The following is a 16,532-nucleotide window of genomic DNA, read 5'->3' as shown; positions in this document are numbered from 1 at the left end:
TCCGGGTCTCCCCGTCCCGAAACAGAGTCCATGGCGCCCGACAGCCGGTCTTCCCTCAGATCACGGGAACTGAACAAGGTTGATTCGAAGGTGCGATGTCGGCATGCTCCGGAGCGCACGGCGGCGCACGACGCATAGTTTCGAACGGGCGGACAAGGAGAGAGATGGAGAGGATACCGAGCAACGAGAGCGGGACGGTCGACGGCGGGCCACATTCCGACGCTTCGTCCCCGTCCTCCGTGAGCGATATTCTCTACCTCATCAATTCTTACCACGCCACCGTGTTACGTCCAGAGATTCTTCGGACACTTGACGGTGCCCGTCTGCTGTTCGTCCGGGGCGATATCAGGTCCGCGCTTTCGTCGGTCGACAAAGCACTTGAGGAAATGACCGAATCGGAGCAGGCCTATCGCGATGTGATCGCCTTCCGGCTCCTCGCGGCATCCATGGTCGGAGAGGATTCCCCACGCTGGAGTCCGGGGCCGGACGGACCGGAGGCGGAGCCGGCCGAAGGTGCCGATGCGCTGAGGACGGTCTCGCTGTGCGTCGAGTCGGACGAACACTGGCATTCCGGCAGCCTGATGCAGGGACTCGCGCTGAGCCGCTCAGCGGTCGAACACAGCCGCAACGCAGCCCCCATATGGCGCGTCTACGCGAATCTGCTGCTGGCCAAGAAGCTGAGCGATGTCCATGCCCATCTCCAGGCCAGCCGGGTCATCTGCGACATCGACGAACTGATAGACAGTTCCGGCCTGCTCGTCTTCGGCTCTCTGCCCGAGGCGCTGCGGTCGGTGCTTCACCTCCAGGCAGGGCGCTTCGAGCAGGCGATCGAATCCGCGGCGACCGCCGTGCGCATCAGCGAGGAGACCGCGTCCGCCATCGGAATGAAGCTCGCACTCTCGGTCGCGGCAACCGCTCATCTGGCGCGTGGTGAATATGACAGGGCCGCCGAACTGCTCCGGCTCTTCCACGCGAGAACCGGCTATTACGCACTGGTCGACTCCCGCGCCCGGGTCGCCTTCGCGGAAATAGCCCTGGTCGCCGCTGAGGAGCCACCACGCGTGGCAGCCGACCGCATCCGGGCCAACTGGCACCTCCTCGCCACGGATTCAGGATGCTTCATCGAGGATCCCTCACGGCCGGCGTGGCTGATCGGCGTCGCGCTGCGTGCCGGGGCCACCGGCCTTGCCGGGAACTGCCTCCGCGCGATCGAGAAGCTGGCGGACGACAACCGCGGTTTCACTCCGCTGGAAACGGCGGCCGAAAGTGCGCGAAAGGTATGGGCGGGCGGCACACCCGAAGTTCCCTCCATCCTGGACCTCACTGCCGACCGCTCTTGCCTTTCCGCGGAGCCACGGCTGCCCGGCGGGCCTCCGGCACCCTCCGGCGCGACGCCTCCCCCGCCGGCCGCTTCCGGGCCCGCCGCGCCGCGCCGGACAACGGGATCCACCCGGAGCGACGCGGCGGATCCGGAGACCGTCGCCGCCCGGCCCCACGAGCCGGGCCCGCTCTCCTCGCTGAGCGACCGGGAGAGCGAAGTCGCCCGGCTGGTGGGCCAGGGCATGACGAACCAGCAGGCGGCGAAGGAGCTCGGCGTCTCCCCGCACACGGTGAACTTCCATCTGCGCAACGTCTTCCGGAAGCTGTCGATCTCCACGCGCGTCAAGCTGGGGCCCATCATCGCCGGGATCGACGGGCCTCCGGGCACCGGGGACCACGGGCCGAACGGACATCGCTGATGGCGGTCAGTCCTGGTCCACACGCAGCGCACGGCTCAGCACACGGGCCGTCCCGGAGGCGTCGAGCGACTCGATGCGCTCCAGCTCGGACAGCACGTCCTGCGCACCACCGACGGCGAGGAACTTCTCGCCCACCAGGGAACGGTGGGACCGCCGTGTCGCCGGGCCCGCGGATCCGATGAACGCGTCGCACTCCTCGGTCACTTCGGTGCCGTCGGTCAGTTCGACCTCGATCCGGGCACCGATGGCCATCGTGGCGTTCTCCAGCGTCTCCTCCTGTCCGCCCAGCCCGGCCAGGATGGCCCGTACCTCGTCACCGCCCCACGCCATCAGCTCGGGCCAGTCCAGGGCGCGGTCGCCCGCGAGACGCAACGCCTCGCCCAACGGCGAAGTCGCCTGTGCCATCCGTACCGACAGTCCCATGTCGTGCTCGACCGTGACCCTGTCCGCCAGGGACCAGCGCGCCTCGTCGGCGATCGCGCCCTCCGTCAGGTCCCGCACCCCGAAAGCCCCCGTCATCAGCAGGGTGGCGACGCCGTACCCGACGGACAGGGTCGCGGCCGGGACACTGGTGCGCGGGCCGTCGAGCACAGGGCCGACCTTTCGTTCCATCTGCCAGGTCAGCAGCGAACCGCGGACGACGATCCGTCGGACCCGGGCCGCGTCGAGCGCGCCCAGCCGGCGGTGCACGCGCTCGGCGCAGTCGAAGGCGGCGTGCAGGTAGGCGCTGCCCGGGAAGCGCTTGTACGTCAGGGTGTCGGTGTGCCAGCGGCGTCCCAGCCCCGCCGTCACCGCTTCCGGAAGCGGCACCACGGACAGCTGTGCCAGCAGCCCTTCGGGATGTTCGAGGATGCGGTCCGGCCCTGCCATCCCGTGCGCCGCGGCGTCGCACGCGTCCAGTGCCAGCCGGACCGGCGCCGCGGCGCCGAGTGCCTTGACATCGCTGGTCACGACGGCGTGGTGAAGCGGCACGGCCAGGATGCCGAACGCCATGCCCAGCCCCGCCGTCCACTCCCGCGGGGACGCGCGCCGGGCGTGCAGCCGTGCTGCCGCCGCGCTGGCGAGATGGCAGTGCGTGTTCGTCTGGCCCCGGAAGAAGGGGCTGAGAATGGTCGCCGCCGAGATCCTTGCCGCGCACTCGTTGGCGGTGACGATCGTGGCCAGCAGGGACTTTCCGTCGAGCCCGTTGCGCTGTGCCTCCGCGATCGCCACGTTCACCGCCCCGGCCGACACGTGTCCGGAGTAGGCCACCTCGTCGAAGTCGAGCGCCGTCGCGAGCGCGGCGAGGACGTAGGCCGCTCGTCCGGGGTCGGGCTGGCCGGGAGGGCCGAACGCCCGGACGAGCTTTCTGCCGACGGGGTGGTTCAGCGAACCCCGGACCGCGGCGAGATTGGAGATGAGCTGGCTGACGGCCAGATCCGAGGTGTGGGCGGGGATGTCGTCATGGGTCACGGTGTGCGCCCATGCGGCGAGCCTGCCGGTCAGGCTGCCGGCGGCCTCGGGCGGGCCGGACGGGATGCCGGTGGAAGTCATGGACGTCATCGCCGGACACCCCTGTCGCACAGCGGCGACGAGCCGGCTCGTGCCGCGCTGCTGATCGGACCGGCCGGCTCCTGGATCAGGCCGGCCGGCTCCCGGAACGTCCGGTAGGAGCGGTCGTGCCAGAGCAGCGGCTCTCCCTCACCGACCCGCAGGGCGGTGAGCCGTCCGTACACGACGACGTGGTCGCCGACCACGTCCAGGGAGTGGAGGTCGCACCACCCGATGGAGAGCGTGCCGGCGATCGCCGGGGCACCTCGGATCAGCCCGACCTCGTGCCCCAGGTCCTCGAACCGTGAGCTGTCACTGGGCGGCCGGCTGAACCGGTCCGCCAGGTAGGGCTGGTCGCCGGACAGGAGGTGGACGGCGAAGCGCCCGGCATGACGGATCGCGGCGACCGTCCGGGAGCCGTGGGAGACACAGCACAGGACGATGGGCGGAGACAGGGACACGCTCGTCAGCGTCGACACGGTCGTTCCCGACCATCCCGAGTCACCGCACGCGGTCACCACAGCCACCCCTGCCGCCAGTTTGCGGAAGTACGCGCGGCACGACGTGTCGTCGACCGTCGACTCCCTCAGTCCCGGAGAACTGGCACCGTCCATGGATTCACCCTTCCCTGAACCAGGCGGGCGCCTGGGCCGCGGTCAGCACGGTCAGCGACGCCGGGACGACGTGGATGTCGTAGGACGGTGTGCTCTGCGGCATGACCTCGCCGTCGTGTTCGTACAGCACCGGCTCCCCGTCGACGCGCTCGACCGTGATCCGTTCGCCGCGCCCCCACACGATGCCGGGGACCTCGTAGACGTTGCCCTGGACCGCGGCCAGGGCGAAGGCGTTCATGTCGACGGCCGAGGTGACGACCGTGATGTCCAGCAGCCCGTCGTCGAGGACCGACTCCGGCACCAGGTTCAACAGACCTCCGCGATAGCGGAATCCGCCCACGATCGTCTCGACCACGCCGCCGTCGTGGAGCACCTTCCCGTCGACACGGACGCGCCCCGGATACGGTTCGTGCGCCGCCATGGCGTCCAGGGCGGCCGCCATCAGAAGGTCGCGCCCCGTCTCGGTCCGGTTCCTGGCAGCGAGCAGCGTCGCGGCGAACAGGCCGCTTCCGGAGCCGAGGACCACCATGTGACCGCTCTGCTCGATCCTGGCGAGGTCGATCGTGCGGGCGGTCGCGGCGCCGGACAGCGCCCGGCCGGCCACGAGCTCCCAGGGTTCGTCGTTCCACAGACCGCGGTACACGGAGTTGCCCGTGCCACCCGGTGCCACCAGGAGCGGCGGAACGGCCGCGGCCGCGGACTCGGCGGCCCGGTACAGACCCGTCACCACCTCGTGGACCGTTCCGTCTCCGCCGACAGCCACGACGAGGTCCGGCGGTACGTCGCCGACGGCGAGCTTGTACGCGATATCGGCGGCGTCACCCGGTCCCGCGGTCCTCAGCGGCAGGACATCGGCGGTGCCGACCGCCTCCATGGCGGCCAGCACACGGTCCGCGTCGCCCCCTGCCGCGGGGTTGACCACCGCGGCGACCTGCAGACGTTGTGTCATCTTCCCATCTCTCATTCCTGTGTCGGATCACTGCCTGTCCTACGGGGCGAGCCTGCGGACGACCCTGACGCGCGTGCCCTGCTTGGGGATCATCGTGATGTGGTTCATCGCGCTGCCCTCGTCAGCGGGGTCGACCGCTTCGAGCTCCACGGCGCGCAGCACGCCCGCCATCACCGTCTCGACCTCCACCTGCGCGAACATCGCTCCCACACACCGGCGCACGCCGCCTCCGAAGGGGATCCACGCGTTCTGCGGAGGCGTGCTCTCCAGCCACCGCTCGGGACGGAACTCCTTCGCGTCGGCGCCCCACAGACGCGGGTCGCACTGCACGGCGCCCACGGACGGCAGCACCGCCACGCCGGCCGACAGCCGGTAGCCGCCCAGCTCGATGGGCTCGGTGAGGCGCCGGGCGACGTTGTGAATCACCGGCCGGACCCGCAATGCCTCCTTGAACACCGCGGTCCGGTAGGCGTCCTTGGGCTCGTCGATGCCCTCGCGGACCCGGGCCAGGACGCGCGGGTGACGCAGCAGGCGCTCGAAGAGCCAGCCCAGCGCCACGGCCGTCGTCTCGTGACCGGCCACGAGGAGCGTCATCACCTCGTCGCGCACGACCTCGTCGTCGGGCTCGTCCTCCAGCAGCATGGACAGTACGTCGGTCCGGGAGGAGGAATCGGGGTCCCGACGCCGCCGGGCGATCTCCTCGTACATGAGCGCGTCGGCGTGTTCCAGGTTGCGCACCACGTTGCGCCAGGGCCACACCTTGCCCAGTCCGGGCCTGATCCACACCAGGATGTCCGACAGGCCGATGTCGGACACCTGGCGCAGCGCGCGGCTCAGTTCGGCGGCCCGCCGGACGTCGTCGACGCCGAAAACGACCCGCACCATGATCTCCAGCGTCAGCGCGTAGGCACGGTCCAGGAGTCTGACGGGTTCACCGACCGGCCAGCTCCGGGCCTCCTGCTCCGCGATGTCCCGCATCGTCGACACCAGTGCGGCGATGCGGTCGTGGTGGAACGGAGGCATGATCCGCTTGCGTGCGGGTTTGTGCTCGGGCGCGTCCAGGGTCAGGACCGAGTGCCGGCCCACGATGGGGACCAGGAGGGAGTTGCCCTCGCCTGCGTGGAAGACCTCGGGCGCGCCCCGGAAGACCTCCTTGATGTGCTCGGGGTTGCGCAGAATGACGAACGGCCCGCCGGGTGCCACCCGCAGGGTGACGATGTCGCCGTAGCGGTCGTGCATCTGCGGCAGATAGTGCTGCCTTCCGCGCCGGAAGCGGATCGTCTGTGACAGCACCGAGTCCGACGGTCCGGGCGGCATCCGGTCCATCCCTCCCTCGATGGACACCTGACTGATCGACGCCGAAGTCCTCAGACGCTCGTTGGCGCTTGCGTTGTCGCGTCCGCCGCTGTTCATGGTGTGTCTCCGTCCGTCGTGCGTGGCGGCCCGGCCGGGTCCGCGCGGCGCCCCGTGGACGCTGGGCGGGCCTGCTCGGCCGCGGCGGTCAGATGGGCCAGATAGCGGTCGAGCGCCCGGTCCGCCAGACGGCCCCGGGGCACCCACGGCGCCTTCGGGCGTACCCAGGGAAGAGCGGTGGGCGGGTCGTCCCTGAGGCCGTTCACGATCCAGCGCGCCAGCTGTGTGCCGTGCTGGACCGAGACCGCGATGCCGTGGCCGTTGCAGCCTCCGGCGTGGTGCAGATGAGGGTCGTCGGGGTGGTGGCCGATCACCGGAAGGCCGTCACGCGTCATGGCGACGGGCCCGGCCCACGAGGACTCGATCTCCATGTCCGCCAGCGCCGGCGACAGCGCCCGTACGGCTGCGCGGAGCCGTCCGGGAGCGGGTGCGAGCGACCCGAACGGCCCGCGTCGCACCGCTCCCCCGCCGACCACGAGGCGGCCGTCGGGAACGAGTCGGAAGTACGGCGACAGCTCACCGTGCTCGATGAGGGGCTCGGTGAGCAGTCCGTCCAGCGCTTCGACGGCATCGGGCGGCAGTTTCTGTGTCACCCCGGCCTGTACGCTCACGCCGATCACGCCCGTCGGTGCGCCGAGGACGGAGCTGAACGCGTTGACCGCGACCACGACGTCGTCCGCGACCACGACTCCGTCGTCGGTGGCGACGGAGAGGAGCAGGCCGCGCCGGATGCGGCGCACCGTGCTGCGCTCGAAGATCCTCAGTCCGCGCTGTTCACCGGCCCTGGCCAGTTGTCCGGTGAGCGCTGCCGGGTCCAGTGTGGCGGCCGGTCCGTGGCGCAGCCCACTGCGGTAGCGGGCCGCCACGGGAGGCAGTTCGTCCTGCTCGACCAGCGTGACCGGGAGGCCGAGAGCGCGGGCTGCCTCGGCCTCCCGCCACTGGTCCTCGGCGGCCTTCTCGTCGGCGGCGACGACGAGCTGGGTTCCCGGAACCAGGTCGCAGGAGATCCGCAGACGCCGCACGAGGTCCATGGTGTGCTGGACGGCGGCGGCCGACCAGAGATAGGAGGCCCGTGCGACGTCGTCGCCGTACCGCCGGCGGGCGACCGCTGCCGGAGGTCCGACCCTCGGCCCGAGCAGCCCCGTGCCGCGGCCGCTCGCGCCCGCCGCCACGTGGTCCGCCTCCACCAGGACGACGTCGAGGTCCGGATCGAGTTCGAGGAGCTCGACGGCGGTCGTCAGACCGGTCAGGCCCGCGCCGATGACGACGACGTCGCAGCGGTGGGTGCCTTGCAGCCGGGGCCGGGTGGTGGTGTACCCGCTGCTCTCCCACGGTGTCCCGTATCCGGTCATCACCGGCCCCGCAGCACGCCGGGGACGCCGAAGCGCCGGGACCCGGTGATGGCGCGGGCGATGGCCCGTGCGTCGACAGCCATGTCGGGCAGCTGGCCGGGCGGCAGCCGGTAGCCCTGGAAGTAGAGGCCGGGCGCGTGCGGCGCGGTACTGCCGCCGTGGACGACCGGACGCCCGCCCGGCTGGGCCAGGACGTTCAGGTGCCCCAGGAGGCCCTCCATGTCCGGCCGTTGTCCGGTGGACGCGATCACGACCTCCGGATGGATGCCGGAGCCGTCCTCCAGCAGCACAGCCTTCTTGTCGAAGCCCTTGACACCCGGGACGACCTCGATCGTTCCCTCACGGACGGCGGCTATCAGACCGCGGTCGATGGCTCCGTAGGAGTGTCCGATGCGGGCGGTGCCGGCCATGGTGCCCTCGGTGGGGGCGGCGAGGCCGTACGGCGACAGGTCGCCCCACTGCATCCGGTGCATCAGCAGGCTGGCCCGGTTGACCAGCCAGTGCGGCAGCGGCCCGTGCTTGATGGCCTGGCACAGGAGCGAGGTCGTCGCACTGAGCTTGAAGAGCACCGGCATGTTCCGTATCGACATCCGCACGCGGGAGGCGCCGGCGTTCGCGGCGGCGACCGCGATATCGATGCCGGTGGGGCCGCAGCCGACGACGAGGACGTCCTTCCCGACGAACGGAGCGGGGACCGTGTAGGACCGCGCGTGCAGGAACTCGCCCTCGTACTCCTCCAGTCCGGGCCAGTCCGGCACGAAGGGCTTGCGATGCAGACCGGTGGCCATGACCACGTTCTTCGCCCGCAGGTCCCCGGACGACGTGCGCACGACCCAGCCGCCGGACTCGCGGTCCACACGGTGCACCTCCGTCTCGCAGCGGACGTCGGGGTCGAGGACTTCGATGTACTTCTTCATGTAGGTGAGGAAGTCGTCGCGCATGGGCCAGGGGCCGTACTCCGGTGAGAGCCGCATGCCGGGCAGCGAGCTCAGCCGGCGCCACGAGTTCATCCGGAGCGACGGGTAGTACGAGTGCCAGCTGGAGCAGGCGATCTCCGCCTTGTCGATCAGCACGGGGTTCAGACCGGCTTCCTTCAGCGTCCAGGCCACCGCGAGACCACCCGGGCCCGCGCCGATGATGATCGGACGTTCACTGCTGTCGGACATGAGTTCCTCACCTCAGACGCGCTCGTGCATCGGATGTTCTGCTCGGTCGTGTGCGACGACGCGCTGCTCGAACTCCACGAACGCGGGGACGGAGACCGGTTCGAACCGCACGCGGAAGGACTTCAGGAAGTTGCCGAAGATCGCGCGGTCGCCGCACAGGTGGATCGGCACAGCGAGGAAGGCCCACTCGAAACCCCCGAGTGCGGCCCAGACGCCCAGCAGGACGGCGTGCGTGGCGAAGCTGTGCATCGTGTTGTAGAGGACGTAGTAGACCTTGGAGATCCGTCCGCCCTTGGCCCTGCGGAACGCGAAGGCGCCGGGAAGGTAGCCGATCAGGTCGATGTAGACGAAGAGCAGCACTGCGGCCCACCAGCGCACCTCGGAGAGGTGCTGGAGCATCAGTGCCGAGCACACGACGAGCGCGACGCCGTACTCCAGCCGCAGGAGTTGGAAGGTGACCCTGCTCTCGAAGCGGTTCAGATGATCCATCGTCGCCTCCGCGTCACGCCGTCAGCGCCGTGTCGGGCTCGCGCTCGCCGCCGAGCCGCGCCATCACGGCCATGGCGGTCGCCGGGTCGCCCACGACGTGTGCTCCGCCGAGCAGGCGGTACACGATGGTCGCGATCGCCTCCTTGAGCACCTTGGTGGCAATCGGTTCGAGAACGCCGGACAGGCTCGGGATCCCGAAGTCGAAGGTCGCCTCGAACGTGACCTCGCAGCCGCCGTCGAAGGGCGCCACGTGCCAGGAACCCCGGAACACGTCGAAGTCACCGCTGGTCTGTTCGAAGACGATGCGTCGCTGTTCGGGCTGGAAGTAGTCGACCTCCGCCCAGCGCAACGGGCCGTTGCGGAAGAAGATGTCCCACTCGCTGACGAGCGGTTCGTCCCCGGACTGCCCGTGCACGACGACCGAGCGGACCTCGTCGACGAACTCGGGGTACTTCTCGAACTCGGCGATCCGCCCATACGCGAATTCCGCGTCGGCGGCGGACTGCAACTTCAGTTCCAGACTACGCATCTGCCAGCACCTCGTACTCGGGGTTCCGCTCGGCGACCAGCCTGGCCGCGCGCTCGAACCGTTCGAAAAGGAAGGTCACTTCGGACTCGTCGAGGGTCGCCGGCGGGGTGAGCCGCACCACGTGGTCCGAGTTGAGCGAGAGGTTCGCAATGACGCCGTTGGCGACCATGGCCATGAACAGCTCCACCGCCAGCGCCGGGTCGGCGAACTCGATGCCGATGAGCAGGCCGGCTCCGCGCACCTCGTAGGGATGATGCGGCAGGTGCGCGGCGATGATCCGCTCCAGCTCGGGCGTCAGGCGTGCGCCGAGTCCGGCGGCCCTGGCGACCAGGTCGTCCTCCTGGATGGCCAGAAGCGCCCCGTACACGGCCGCCATGGCGATCGGCGCGGCCGAGAAGGTCGAGGTGTGCAGGATCGGGTCCCGGTCAAGGACCGAGAAGACCTCGTCGGTCGCGACGGTCGCGGCGACCGGCATCACCGCACCGCCGAGCGCCTTGCCGGACAGCAGGATGTCGGGGCGTACGCCCTCGGCGTCACAGCCCCACCACTCGCCGAGCCGGCCGAGGCCCGTCTGCACCTCGTCGACCACGAGCAGTGCGCCGTGCTCCGAGCACAGCGCCCGCACCTCGCGCAGATAGCCGGGCGGCGGGATCACCACCCCGCCCTCGCCCTGGACCGGTTCCAGGATCACGCAGGCCTCGCCCGGGTGCTGCCGAAGCGTGCGGGCCAGTGCGGGAGCGTCGCCGTACGGCACATGGGTGACGTCGGGAAGCAGGGGCCGGAACGGAGCCTGGAAGGTGTCCCTCGCGGTGACCGAGAGCGCGCCCATGGTCTTGCCGTGGTAGCCGCCGGCCATGGAGACCAGATGGCGGCGCCCGTTGAGACGGGCGATCTTGATCGCCGCCTCAACGGCCTCCGTCCCCGATCCCGAGAAGTGCACACGGTCGAGTCCCGGCGGCGTCACCGATGTCAGCAGCTCGGCCGCTCGCGCGGCGGCGGGATCGAGGAAGATGCGGGTGCCGATCGGATGCGTGTGCAGCTGCCGCTCGACCTCGCGCACCACGGTGGGGTGACGGGCGCCGGTGATGAAGACCCCGTAGCCACCGACGTTGAGGTACTTCTCGCCCCGGCTCGTGGTGAGCCAGGCCCCGGACGTCTCGACCTCGACCTGGCCTCCCAGGACGTCGGCCAGACGCGCCCGGCCCGAGCTCATGGTGCGGCGGTAGGCCGTCGACACCCGCTCGTCTGTCAATGCTTGCTCATGCATGCCCGGACCTCACTCGAACCGAAGGACGTCGCCGGCGAAGTTGGCGGCCAGCGCACCGCTCGTACTGGACCGGGACGGGGGGTGAAAGTTGGCGCACTGGCAGGCGGCGAGGAGGTAGGCGACGTCCGGCGACCCGATGAAGGCCATGCCGCCGAGTGCCTCGACAGCCCGCCCGGCGACCTCGACGATGGCCTCCTGAGCGCCGTAACGCGCGATCATCGCCTTGGTGAGCGCGGCGTTGTCGCCCTGCCTGGAGGTGAGCTGAGCGGCGATGCCCTCCAGAAGCTGGGCCGCGGTCTCGATGCGCACCCCGAGGTCCGCCACCAGCTGCGGGCCGAGCTTCTTGCTCGCGAAGGCCCGCTCGACGAGGGCGCTGGCCATGCCCAGGTAGCAGGACGTGATCAGCATCTCGAACCACATGAACCCGACGGTCTGCAACTCGTCCAGTTCACCCTGCTCACCCGCCTCCGTGGGCACGAGCAGCATGTCGTCGACGAAGACGTCGGTCAGCCGGACCTCGTCGCTCTCGGCACCGGCCAGTACGTTGCTGCGCCAGAACGGGTGCACGGACACCCCGGGGGTCTCCGCCGGCAGGAGCATCAGGAGCGTCTCGGATCCGCCGTCCTCCTTGGGGACCGACAGACTGGCCGACAGCAGGTCCATGGAACGCGACATGCTGCACGGACGCTTGGACCCGTTGACGAGGACTCCGCCGTCCTTGCGGACGCCGCCGACGGTGGGCGAAAGGATGCCCTGGCCCGGGTTGCCCTCGGCGAACCCCGAGGACACCAGCAGGTTCTGTGTGGCGATGCCTTCCAGCAGTGCCCATTCGAGACCGCTGGAACTCAGACTCGACGCGAGCGTGAAGATGGTCGCCACCGAGAAGTGGTGCATGGTGGAGGCGACCGCCAGGGACGGTGCGGCGGCTCCGATGGCGCGGGTGACCTGGATGGCCTCCTGCGGTGTGGCGCCGGAGCCCGAGTAGTCCTTCGGTATGACCAGGGCCGGGCCGCCGCTCGCCCGGAAGAGCTCCAGCCCGTTGTTGCCGGGCTTCTCCAGGTCGGCCAGCGGGATGTCGGCGAGCTTGGCCAGCAGGCCGGGGAGGTAGGTCTCGCAGACCTCACGTGCCTCAATGAGAGTTCGCATCGCGCTCTTCCTTCCGAGAAGGCTGCGAGGAGCGGTCCGCGACGATGGAGACCCCCTGCAGGTGCGTGGTCCGCAGCACGGGGTAGTTGGCCTCGCCGAAGACGCCGCCGGTCAGGCCGGTCCCTCCGTGCGAGGGCAGTGGGGCCGTGAACGCGATGTGCGAGTCGTTCACCTTGAGGAGCCCGCCCTTGACGGTCTCCGAGACGAATCTGTCCGTCACCGCCTCGTCCCGTGCCCAGAGCGAGTTCCTCAGCCCGTACATGTTGGAGTTGACGAAGTCGACGAAGCTGTCGAACAGGACCTCGTCGTCGGCCGGCTCGGGCACGATGACCGGCAGCAGCGGGAAGAACGTCTCGTGTTTCACGACGTCCAGCTCACGTGCGCCGCGCAGACCGTCGATACGCAGGACCGTGGGCTCCAGGAAGAACCCCGCGCTGTCCCGGGTCCCGTCGATCTGCACGCCGTGGCCGCCGGTGACGAGGGTCGCACCGCGCTCGACGGCGTCGGACAGGAACTGGTTGAACTTGTCGTGGCGCAGGACCGGGGAGAGCAGCACGCCTTCGTCGTCCGGGTAGCCGGTGCGCAGTGCCTGTGCCTTCTCGGCGACGCGGGCGATCAGGTCGTCCGCGATATCCGGGTGCACGAGTGCCTGGTTGGGAATCATGCACAGCTGCCCTGAGCCGTAGAAGCTCTCGACCAGGGCGTCGGAGGCCCGGTCGAGGTCGGCGTCCTTCCAGACCAGGACGACGTCGTTGCCGGCCAGTTCGAGGATCGGCTTCTTGCCCGCCTCGACGCACCGGCGCTCCAGCTTGAGCCCGCTCGGTACGTCACCGAAGTACAGGATGTCGTCGACCAGCGGGCTGTTGATCCAGGTGTCCAGCATCGGCCCCGGATGGCCGCAGACGATGTTGAGTACGCCGGGCGGGGCCCCGAGCTCCTCAAGGATGGGCGCGATCAGGTTGCGCAGCGCGTAGGTGACTCCGTAGGGGGCCGTGCGCGGTGCCCGTACGACGGCCGCGTTGCCTCCGGGAATGCACATGGTGCCCAGGAGCGCGCTGACCAGGGGCGCGTTCGCGGGCGGGGTGATGCAGACCACCCCGTCGGCCTGGCGGCGGACGATGTTGCGGCGGCCGTCGATGGAGAACTCCTGCCACATCTGCCCGCGCAGGTACTCCGCCGTCTCCTTCCTGGCCAGTTCGTGCATCCCCGAGATCTCCCATTTCGCAAGTTCCAATGGGTGTCCCTCCAGGGTGAGGAGGCGGACCAGTTCGTCACCGTGCTCGTCGATGACGCCGCGCAGCAGGTCCATCCAGCCGTCGAACCGGGTCGACAGCGGTACGGCCCTCCAGATCGCGGCCGCGTCGGCCGCGGCGGCCAGCGCGTCCTGCGTCGTCTCGTTCTCCGCGACGGCGACCCGGCCGACGACGACCCCTTCGGGAGCCTCGTCGGGGGACAGCCGGCCGGCCTCCAGCCTGCGCTTGAGGCTGAGGCTGGCGAACGAGTCCTCCAGGACCGCACGGGGAGAGAGCACGTACACCCACTGGCCGCTCTCCACGTCCTTTCCGCGCACGTAACTGCTCAGTGAGGGGATTCGATGGACTTCAGCGTTCGCTGTCAAAGTGACCCCGCAATCTCGATTCCAGTGACAGCCCGGTGCAGGTGAGCCGCCCACGTCAGTGATGCGTTATCGGAGTATTGACTGCGGCTCTGAAACCTCCCTGACGCGCCTCGGTCGGTGGCGTAGGCCGGACGTCAGGGGAGGGGGCTAACGTCATGCCTACCGAATCGCCGACCGGAGGGACAGGAAATGAAGGTGCCCGATTCGATCCGGCCCGAGGGCAACGCGCCGATGGTCTCCGGACTCGAGCTGTATGCGGACAACCCGAGCGCTTTCCTGGCCCTCAACAGCGGCAATGAGTACTTCACTTGCCCGGGCCTGGACGGCTTCGTCTGCTACCGTCCGCACGGCCGGCGGTGGATACAGTTCGGCGGCCCGTTCACGGCGGAGGAGAACCGGAAGGAGATGCAGTCCAGGTTCCTGGAGCACGCACACAGCAACGGACGCAGAATCGTGGGCGTGCAGTTGCAGCGTGCGGACGCCGAATTACTGGCCGAGTTGGGTCTCACCGTGAACCAGGTCGGCGCCTCCTACGCGGTGGACCTCACGGACTTCTCTCTTCGCGGAAAGCGGTTCGTACGCCTGCGGAACAAGATCTCCCGCGCCATGCGCGCCGGCCTCGAGATATCCGAGGTGGACGCCGACAAGGTGACCGGAGAGATCGCCGACATCGATGCGCAATGGCTTCGGAAGAAAGGCAGGCACACCAAGGAACTGACGTTTCTCATCGGTGAGATCGGCGGCCCGTGGCAGCCGCTGCGCAAGCTCTTCGTCGGCAGAATCGACGGGGTGGCGATCGCGTACGTCTCGTACGCACCTGTGTACGGCTCGTCGCCGGGATGGCTGCATGACCTGAGCCGGCGGCTTCCGGACTGTCCGCCGGGCGTCATGGAGGCGATCAACGCCCACGCGATCGAGCAGATGCGGGAACAGGGCGCGCCCTGGCTGCACTTCGGCTTCACCCCGTTCACCAGCCTGGACGACCGCCACCGGCTCGCGACCGCAAGCCGCGGCGCCACGCGGGTGGTCGGGCTGATCGCGGAACACGGTGACCGCGTCTATCCGGCCAAGAGCCAGCTCGAATACAAGTCGAAGTGGCACCCGACAGCCGTTCTACCCGAATACTTCGCTTTCGACGGCGGAATATCGATGCGCTCCCTGTGGAGTGTTGTACGTGTGACGAACATCCTGTGACAGCACGATCCGGGAAGGGTACTCGAAGCGGCCTAACGAGGTCCGGGGAAACCCGGTCGGGTTCACGCCCACGCAGGTTCGAATCCTGCCCCTTCCGCACAGTCCCATCAGATGCACCATCGCCGCGTCGCCTCTCGCGCGATGCTTTCCTCTCGAATCGAGCAGAACGGATCACGTGATGACCGAGGTTCGCTTCGTCGCCGCATGCGACGCACCGGTCGACATCGCCTTCGAGTACCTCGACGACTACCGCAATGTCACGCAGTACTGGCACGGCATGTCGAGCTACCGGCCGGTGGGAACTCCGGATCAGGGTCTCGGTTCGGTGTTCGAGGCCGTCTCCAAGGTCGGACCCTCCACTCTGAAGTCGACCATCAGGACGGTGGAGTGGGAGCAGAACGCCCGCGTGTTCTACCGCTCCGTATCAGGGATGGATTCGGCTACGCGCTTCGAATTCACCGCCATTGACGAGACCCACTGCACCGTGGAGTTCTCCATCGAGTTCAAGCTCGCCGGCGGGATAGCGGGCAGAGCACTGGAGAAGACCCTGGAGCCGTTCGTCAGCACGACCGCCAAGAACACGGCGGCGAACATCTCGAAGAAGGTCGCCGAGTACTACACGGCCCGACGCGCCGATTCCGGCCTGGGGTCCGCGGATCTTCCGAAGAGCTGAAGGACCGCAGGACCTCGCAGGACCTGCGCCGCCGCCACCGCACGGTCGCCCTCCCGCGGCTCCGCGAACGTTCGGCCCTCGGGCTGCCACACCCCGGCACCCGACGGAAAGGAGCATCACATGCTCGAATGCGCCGGCCCGCTCTTCGCCACCGTGAGCCACGCACTGGACCCGTCGGTGCCGGCCGAGGCCGGCCTCCTGGCGAAGCGCTGCGGAGCACCTCCTGCTGTCGTCCTGCTCGCCGGGGCCGAAGTACTGGCCGCCCGCTGGTCGGGGCGCGGCGAGGCCGGTGCCATCGCCTCGCCGCACCACGGAACCGCGGGTACCGCTCCCCCGCGCGTGTCCGACGCGTCGCCGCTGCCCGACGACTACCACCCGCGCGAGTCGTTCCTCGACCTGGTCGTGCGGGCGGCCGCAAGGCCCGCGTCGGGTGGGAGCGGGGTCATCGCGCTCGGCGACCACGGCGCGCGCGGCCGCCGTGCCGACGGCGCCGGCCGGACGGCGCCGCCCCGGCTCATCTTCCGTACGGCCGAAGACGCCTGCCGTCCCGCCGCTTCCTCGGCGGTCGCGGCAGGCGGTCCCCGGCCCCTGGCGGCCGACTGTGAAATGTCCGTCGACCTGTCGGCGGCCGAGGTCGTGGTCCGCTATGCCGCGGATGCGCCGGACGCCGCGTCGGTCCGGCTGCTCGCGCCGTATTACGGTGCGCTGCTCACCGCGGCGGTCGCCGCCCCGTCCACAGCGGTCGGTTCGATCGCCTTCGCGCCCCCCGCGGCAATTCTGCGCTCGCCGGAGGCGCTCGCCGAGCTGGTCCGGGCACTGCCCGGCCACGTCGGTGGCAGTGTGACGGGGGCCC

14 protein-coding genes and 1 tRNA gene are annotated in these 16,532 nt (G+C 69.6%); 4 read left to right on the top strand and 11 right to left on the bottom strand.

The window, feature by feature from the left end; translation table 11 throughout:
• Nucleotides 1-386: 386 nt before the first annotated feature.
• Complete coding sequence (locus tag ACIQMX_RS14280; protein WP_402477780.1) at nucleotides 387-1,739, top strand: LuxR C-terminal-related transcriptional regulator; 1,353 nt, start codon at nucleotides 387-389, stop codon at nucleotides 1,737-1,739.
• A gap of 6 nt (nucleotides 1,740-1,745) precedes the next feature.
• On the opposite strand, the gene ACIQMX_RS14275 is transcribed toward ACIQMX_RS14280, so the two are convergent.
• The 11 genes from ACIQMX_RS14275 to ACIQMX_RS14225 are packed head-to-tail and all read right to left on the bottom strand — an operon-like array spanning nucleotide 1,746 to nucleotide 13,764.
• Nucleotides 1,746-3,281, bottom strand: coding sequence for an MmgE/PrpD family protein (locus ACIQMX_RS14275; protein WP_363074911.1), 1,536 nt, complete (start codon nucleotides 3,279-3,281; stop codon nucleotides 1,746-1,748).
• Nucleotides 3,278-3,883, bottom strand: a complete 606-nt coding sequence (locus tag ACIQMX_RS14270; RefSeq protein ID WP_363074913.1) for a flavin reductase family protein — start codon at nucleotides 3,881-3,883, stop codon at nucleotides 3,278-3,280. The genes ACIQMX_RS14275 and ACIQMX_RS14270 overlap by 4 nt, the downstream gene beginning before the upstream one ends.
• 4 nt (nucleotides 3,884-3,887) lie before the next feature.
• A complete protein-coding gene (locus ACIQMX_RS14265) occupies nucleotides 3,888-4,832 on the bottom strand; it encodes a diacylglycerol kinase family protein (RefSeq protein WP_363074915.1) in 945 nt (314 codons plus the stop codon).
• Nucleotides 4,833-4,871: 39 nt separating this feature from the next.
• Nucleotides 4,872-6,245: a cytochrome P450 gene (locus tag ACIQMX_RS14260; protein ID WP_402477776.1), complete on the bottom strand. Its 1,374-nt coding sequence runs from the start codon at nucleotides 6,243-6,245 to the stop codon at nucleotides 4,872-4,874.
• Entirely contained in the window at nucleotides 6,242-7,597 is a 1,356-nt protein-coding gene (locus tag ACIQMX_RS14255; protein ID WP_402477773.1) for an NAD(P)/FAD-dependent oxidoreductase, read from the bottom strand. The genes ACIQMX_RS14260 and ACIQMX_RS14255 overlap by 4 nt, the downstream gene beginning before the upstream one ends.
• On the bottom strand, nucleotides 7,597-8,763 hold the full coding sequence (locus ACIQMX_RS14250; RefSeq protein ID WP_363074921.1) for an NAD(P)/FAD-dependent oxidoreductase: 1,167 nt from the start codon (nucleotides 8,761-8,763) through the stop codon (nucleotides 7,597-7,599). Before ACIQMX_RS14250 ends, ACIQMX_RS14255 begins: the two co-directional genes overlap by 1 nt.
• A 12-nt stretch (nucleotides 8,764-8,775) precedes the next feature.
• Nucleotides 8,776-9,252, bottom strand: a complete 477-nt coding sequence (locus ACIQMX_RS14245) for a hypothetical protein (protein WP_363074923.1) — start codon at nucleotides 9,250-9,252, stop codon at nucleotides 8,776-8,778.
• A 13-nt stretch (nucleotides 9,253-9,265) separates the two neighbouring features.
• Nucleotides 9,266-9,781, bottom strand: a complete 516-nt coding sequence (locus ACIQMX_RS14240) for an SRPBCC family protein (protein WP_363074925.1) — start codon at nucleotides 9,779-9,781, stop codon at nucleotides 9,266-9,268.
• Entirely contained in the window at nucleotides 9,774-11,048 is a 1,275-nt protein-coding gene (locus tag ACIQMX_RS14235) for an aspartate aminotransferase family protein (RefSeq protein WP_363074927.1), read from the bottom strand. Before ACIQMX_RS14235 ends, ACIQMX_RS14240 begins: the two co-directional genes overlap by 8 nt.
• Nucleotides 11,049-11,057: 9 nt before the next feature.
• Complete coding sequence (locus ACIQMX_RS14230; protein ID WP_402477769.1) at nucleotides 11,058-12,194, bottom strand: acyl-CoA dehydrogenase family protein; 1,137 nt, start codon at nucleotides 12,192-12,194, stop codon at nucleotides 11,058-11,060.
• Nucleotides 12,178-13,764 carry an aldehyde dehydrogenase family protein gene (locus tag ACIQMX_RS14225; protein ID WP_363074931.1) on the bottom strand — a complete coding sequence of 529 codons (1,587 nt, stop codon included), beginning with the start codon at nucleotides 13,762-13,764 and terminating at the stop codon, nucleotides 12,178-12,180. Before ACIQMX_RS14225 ends, ACIQMX_RS14230 begins: the two co-directional genes overlap by 17 nt.
• Nucleotides 13,765-14,001: 237 nt before the next feature.
• Between ACIQMX_RS14225 and ACIQMX_RS14220 the strand changes: the two genes are divergently transcribed.
• From ACIQMX_RS14220 to ACIQMX_RS14210, 3 genes are all read left to right on the top strand, one after another.
• Nucleotides 14,002-15,006: a bifunctional lysylphosphatidylglycerol flippase/synthetase MprF gene (locus tag ACIQMX_RS14220; RefSeq protein ID WP_402477767.1), complete on the top strand. Its 1,005-nt coding sequence runs from the start codon at nucleotides 14,002-14,004 to the stop codon at nucleotides 15,004-15,006.
• Between the two features lie 12 nt (nucleotides 15,007-15,018).
• Nucleotides 15,019-15,103 (top strand) — tRNA-Phe (locus tag ACIQMX_RS14215).
• An 81-nt stretch (nucleotides 15,104-15,184) separates the two neighbouring features.
• A complete protein-coding gene (locus ACIQMX_RS14210; RefSeq protein ID WP_363074933.1) occupies nucleotides 15,185-15,679 on the top strand; it encodes an SRPBCC family protein in 495 nt (164 codons plus the stop codon).
• Nucleotides 15,680-16,532 lie beyond the last annotated feature (853 nt).

It is taken from the genome of Streptomyces sp. NPDC091416, from assembly GCF_044756845.1.
In the GTDB taxonomy this organism is placed as follows: Bacteria; Actinomycetota; Actinomycetes; order Streptomycetales; family Streptomycetaceae; genus Streptomyces.
Note: the sequence above shows the minus strand (reverse complement) of the source record. Positions and strands in the feature narration are given on the sequence as shown.

Excerpts from the sequence above, each read along its gene's own strand:
- ACIQMX_RS14265 (WP_363074915.1), bottom strand. The coding sequence starts at position 4,832 with ATGACACAACGTCTGCAGGTCGCCGCGGTGGTCAACCCCGCGGCAGGG.
- ACIQMX_RS14275 (WP_363074911.1), bottom strand. The coding sequence starts at position 3,281 with ATGACGTCCATGACTTCCACCGGCATCCCGTCCGGCCCGCCCGAGGCC.
- ACIQMX_RS14235 (WP_363074927.1), bottom strand. The coding sequence starts at position 11,048 with ATGCATGAGCAAGCATTGACAGACGAGCGGGTGTCGACGGCCTACCGC.
- ACIQMX_RS14210 (WP_363074933.1), top strand. The coding sequence starts at position 15,185 with ATGACCGAGGTTCGCTTCGTCGCCGCATGCGACGCACCGGTCGACATC.
- ACIQMX_RS14220 (WP_402477767.1), top strand. The coding sequence starts at position 14,002 with ATGAAGGTGCCCGATTCGATCCGGCCCGAGGGCAACGCGCCGATGGTC.
- ACIQMX_RS14270 (WP_363074913.1), bottom strand. The coding sequence starts at position 3,883 with ATGGACGGTGCCAGTTCTCCGGGACTGAGGGAGTCGACGGTCGACGAC.
- ACIQMX_RS14255 (WP_402477773.1), bottom strand. The coding sequence starts at position 7,597 with ATGACCGGATACGGGACACCGTGGGAGAGCAGCGGGTACACCACCACC.
- ACIQMX_RS14280 (WP_402477780.1), top strand. The coding sequence starts at position 387 with ATGACCGAATCGGAGCAGGCCTATCGCGATGTGATCGCCTTCCGGCTC.
- ACIQMX_RS14260 (WP_402477776.1), bottom strand. The coding sequence starts at position 6,245 with ATGAACAGCGGCGGACGCGACAACGCAAGCGCCAACGAGCGTCTGAGG.
- ACIQMX_RS14250 (WP_363074921.1), bottom strand. The coding sequence starts at position 8,763 with ATGTCCGACAGCAGTGAACGTCCGATCATCATCGGCGCGGGCCCGGGT.
- ACIQMX_RS14230 (WP_402477769.1), bottom strand. The coding sequence starts at position 12,194 with ATGCGAACTCTCATTGAGGCACGTGAGGTCTGCGAGACCTACCTCCCC.
- ACIQMX_RS14240 (WP_363074925.1), bottom strand. The coding sequence starts at position 9,781 with ATGCGTAGTCTGGAACTGAAGTTGCAGTCCGCCGCCGACGCGGAATTC.
- ACIQMX_RS14245 (WP_363074923.1), bottom strand. The coding sequence starts at position 9,252 with ATGGATCATCTGAACCGCTTCGAGAGCAGGGTCACCTTCCAACTCCTG.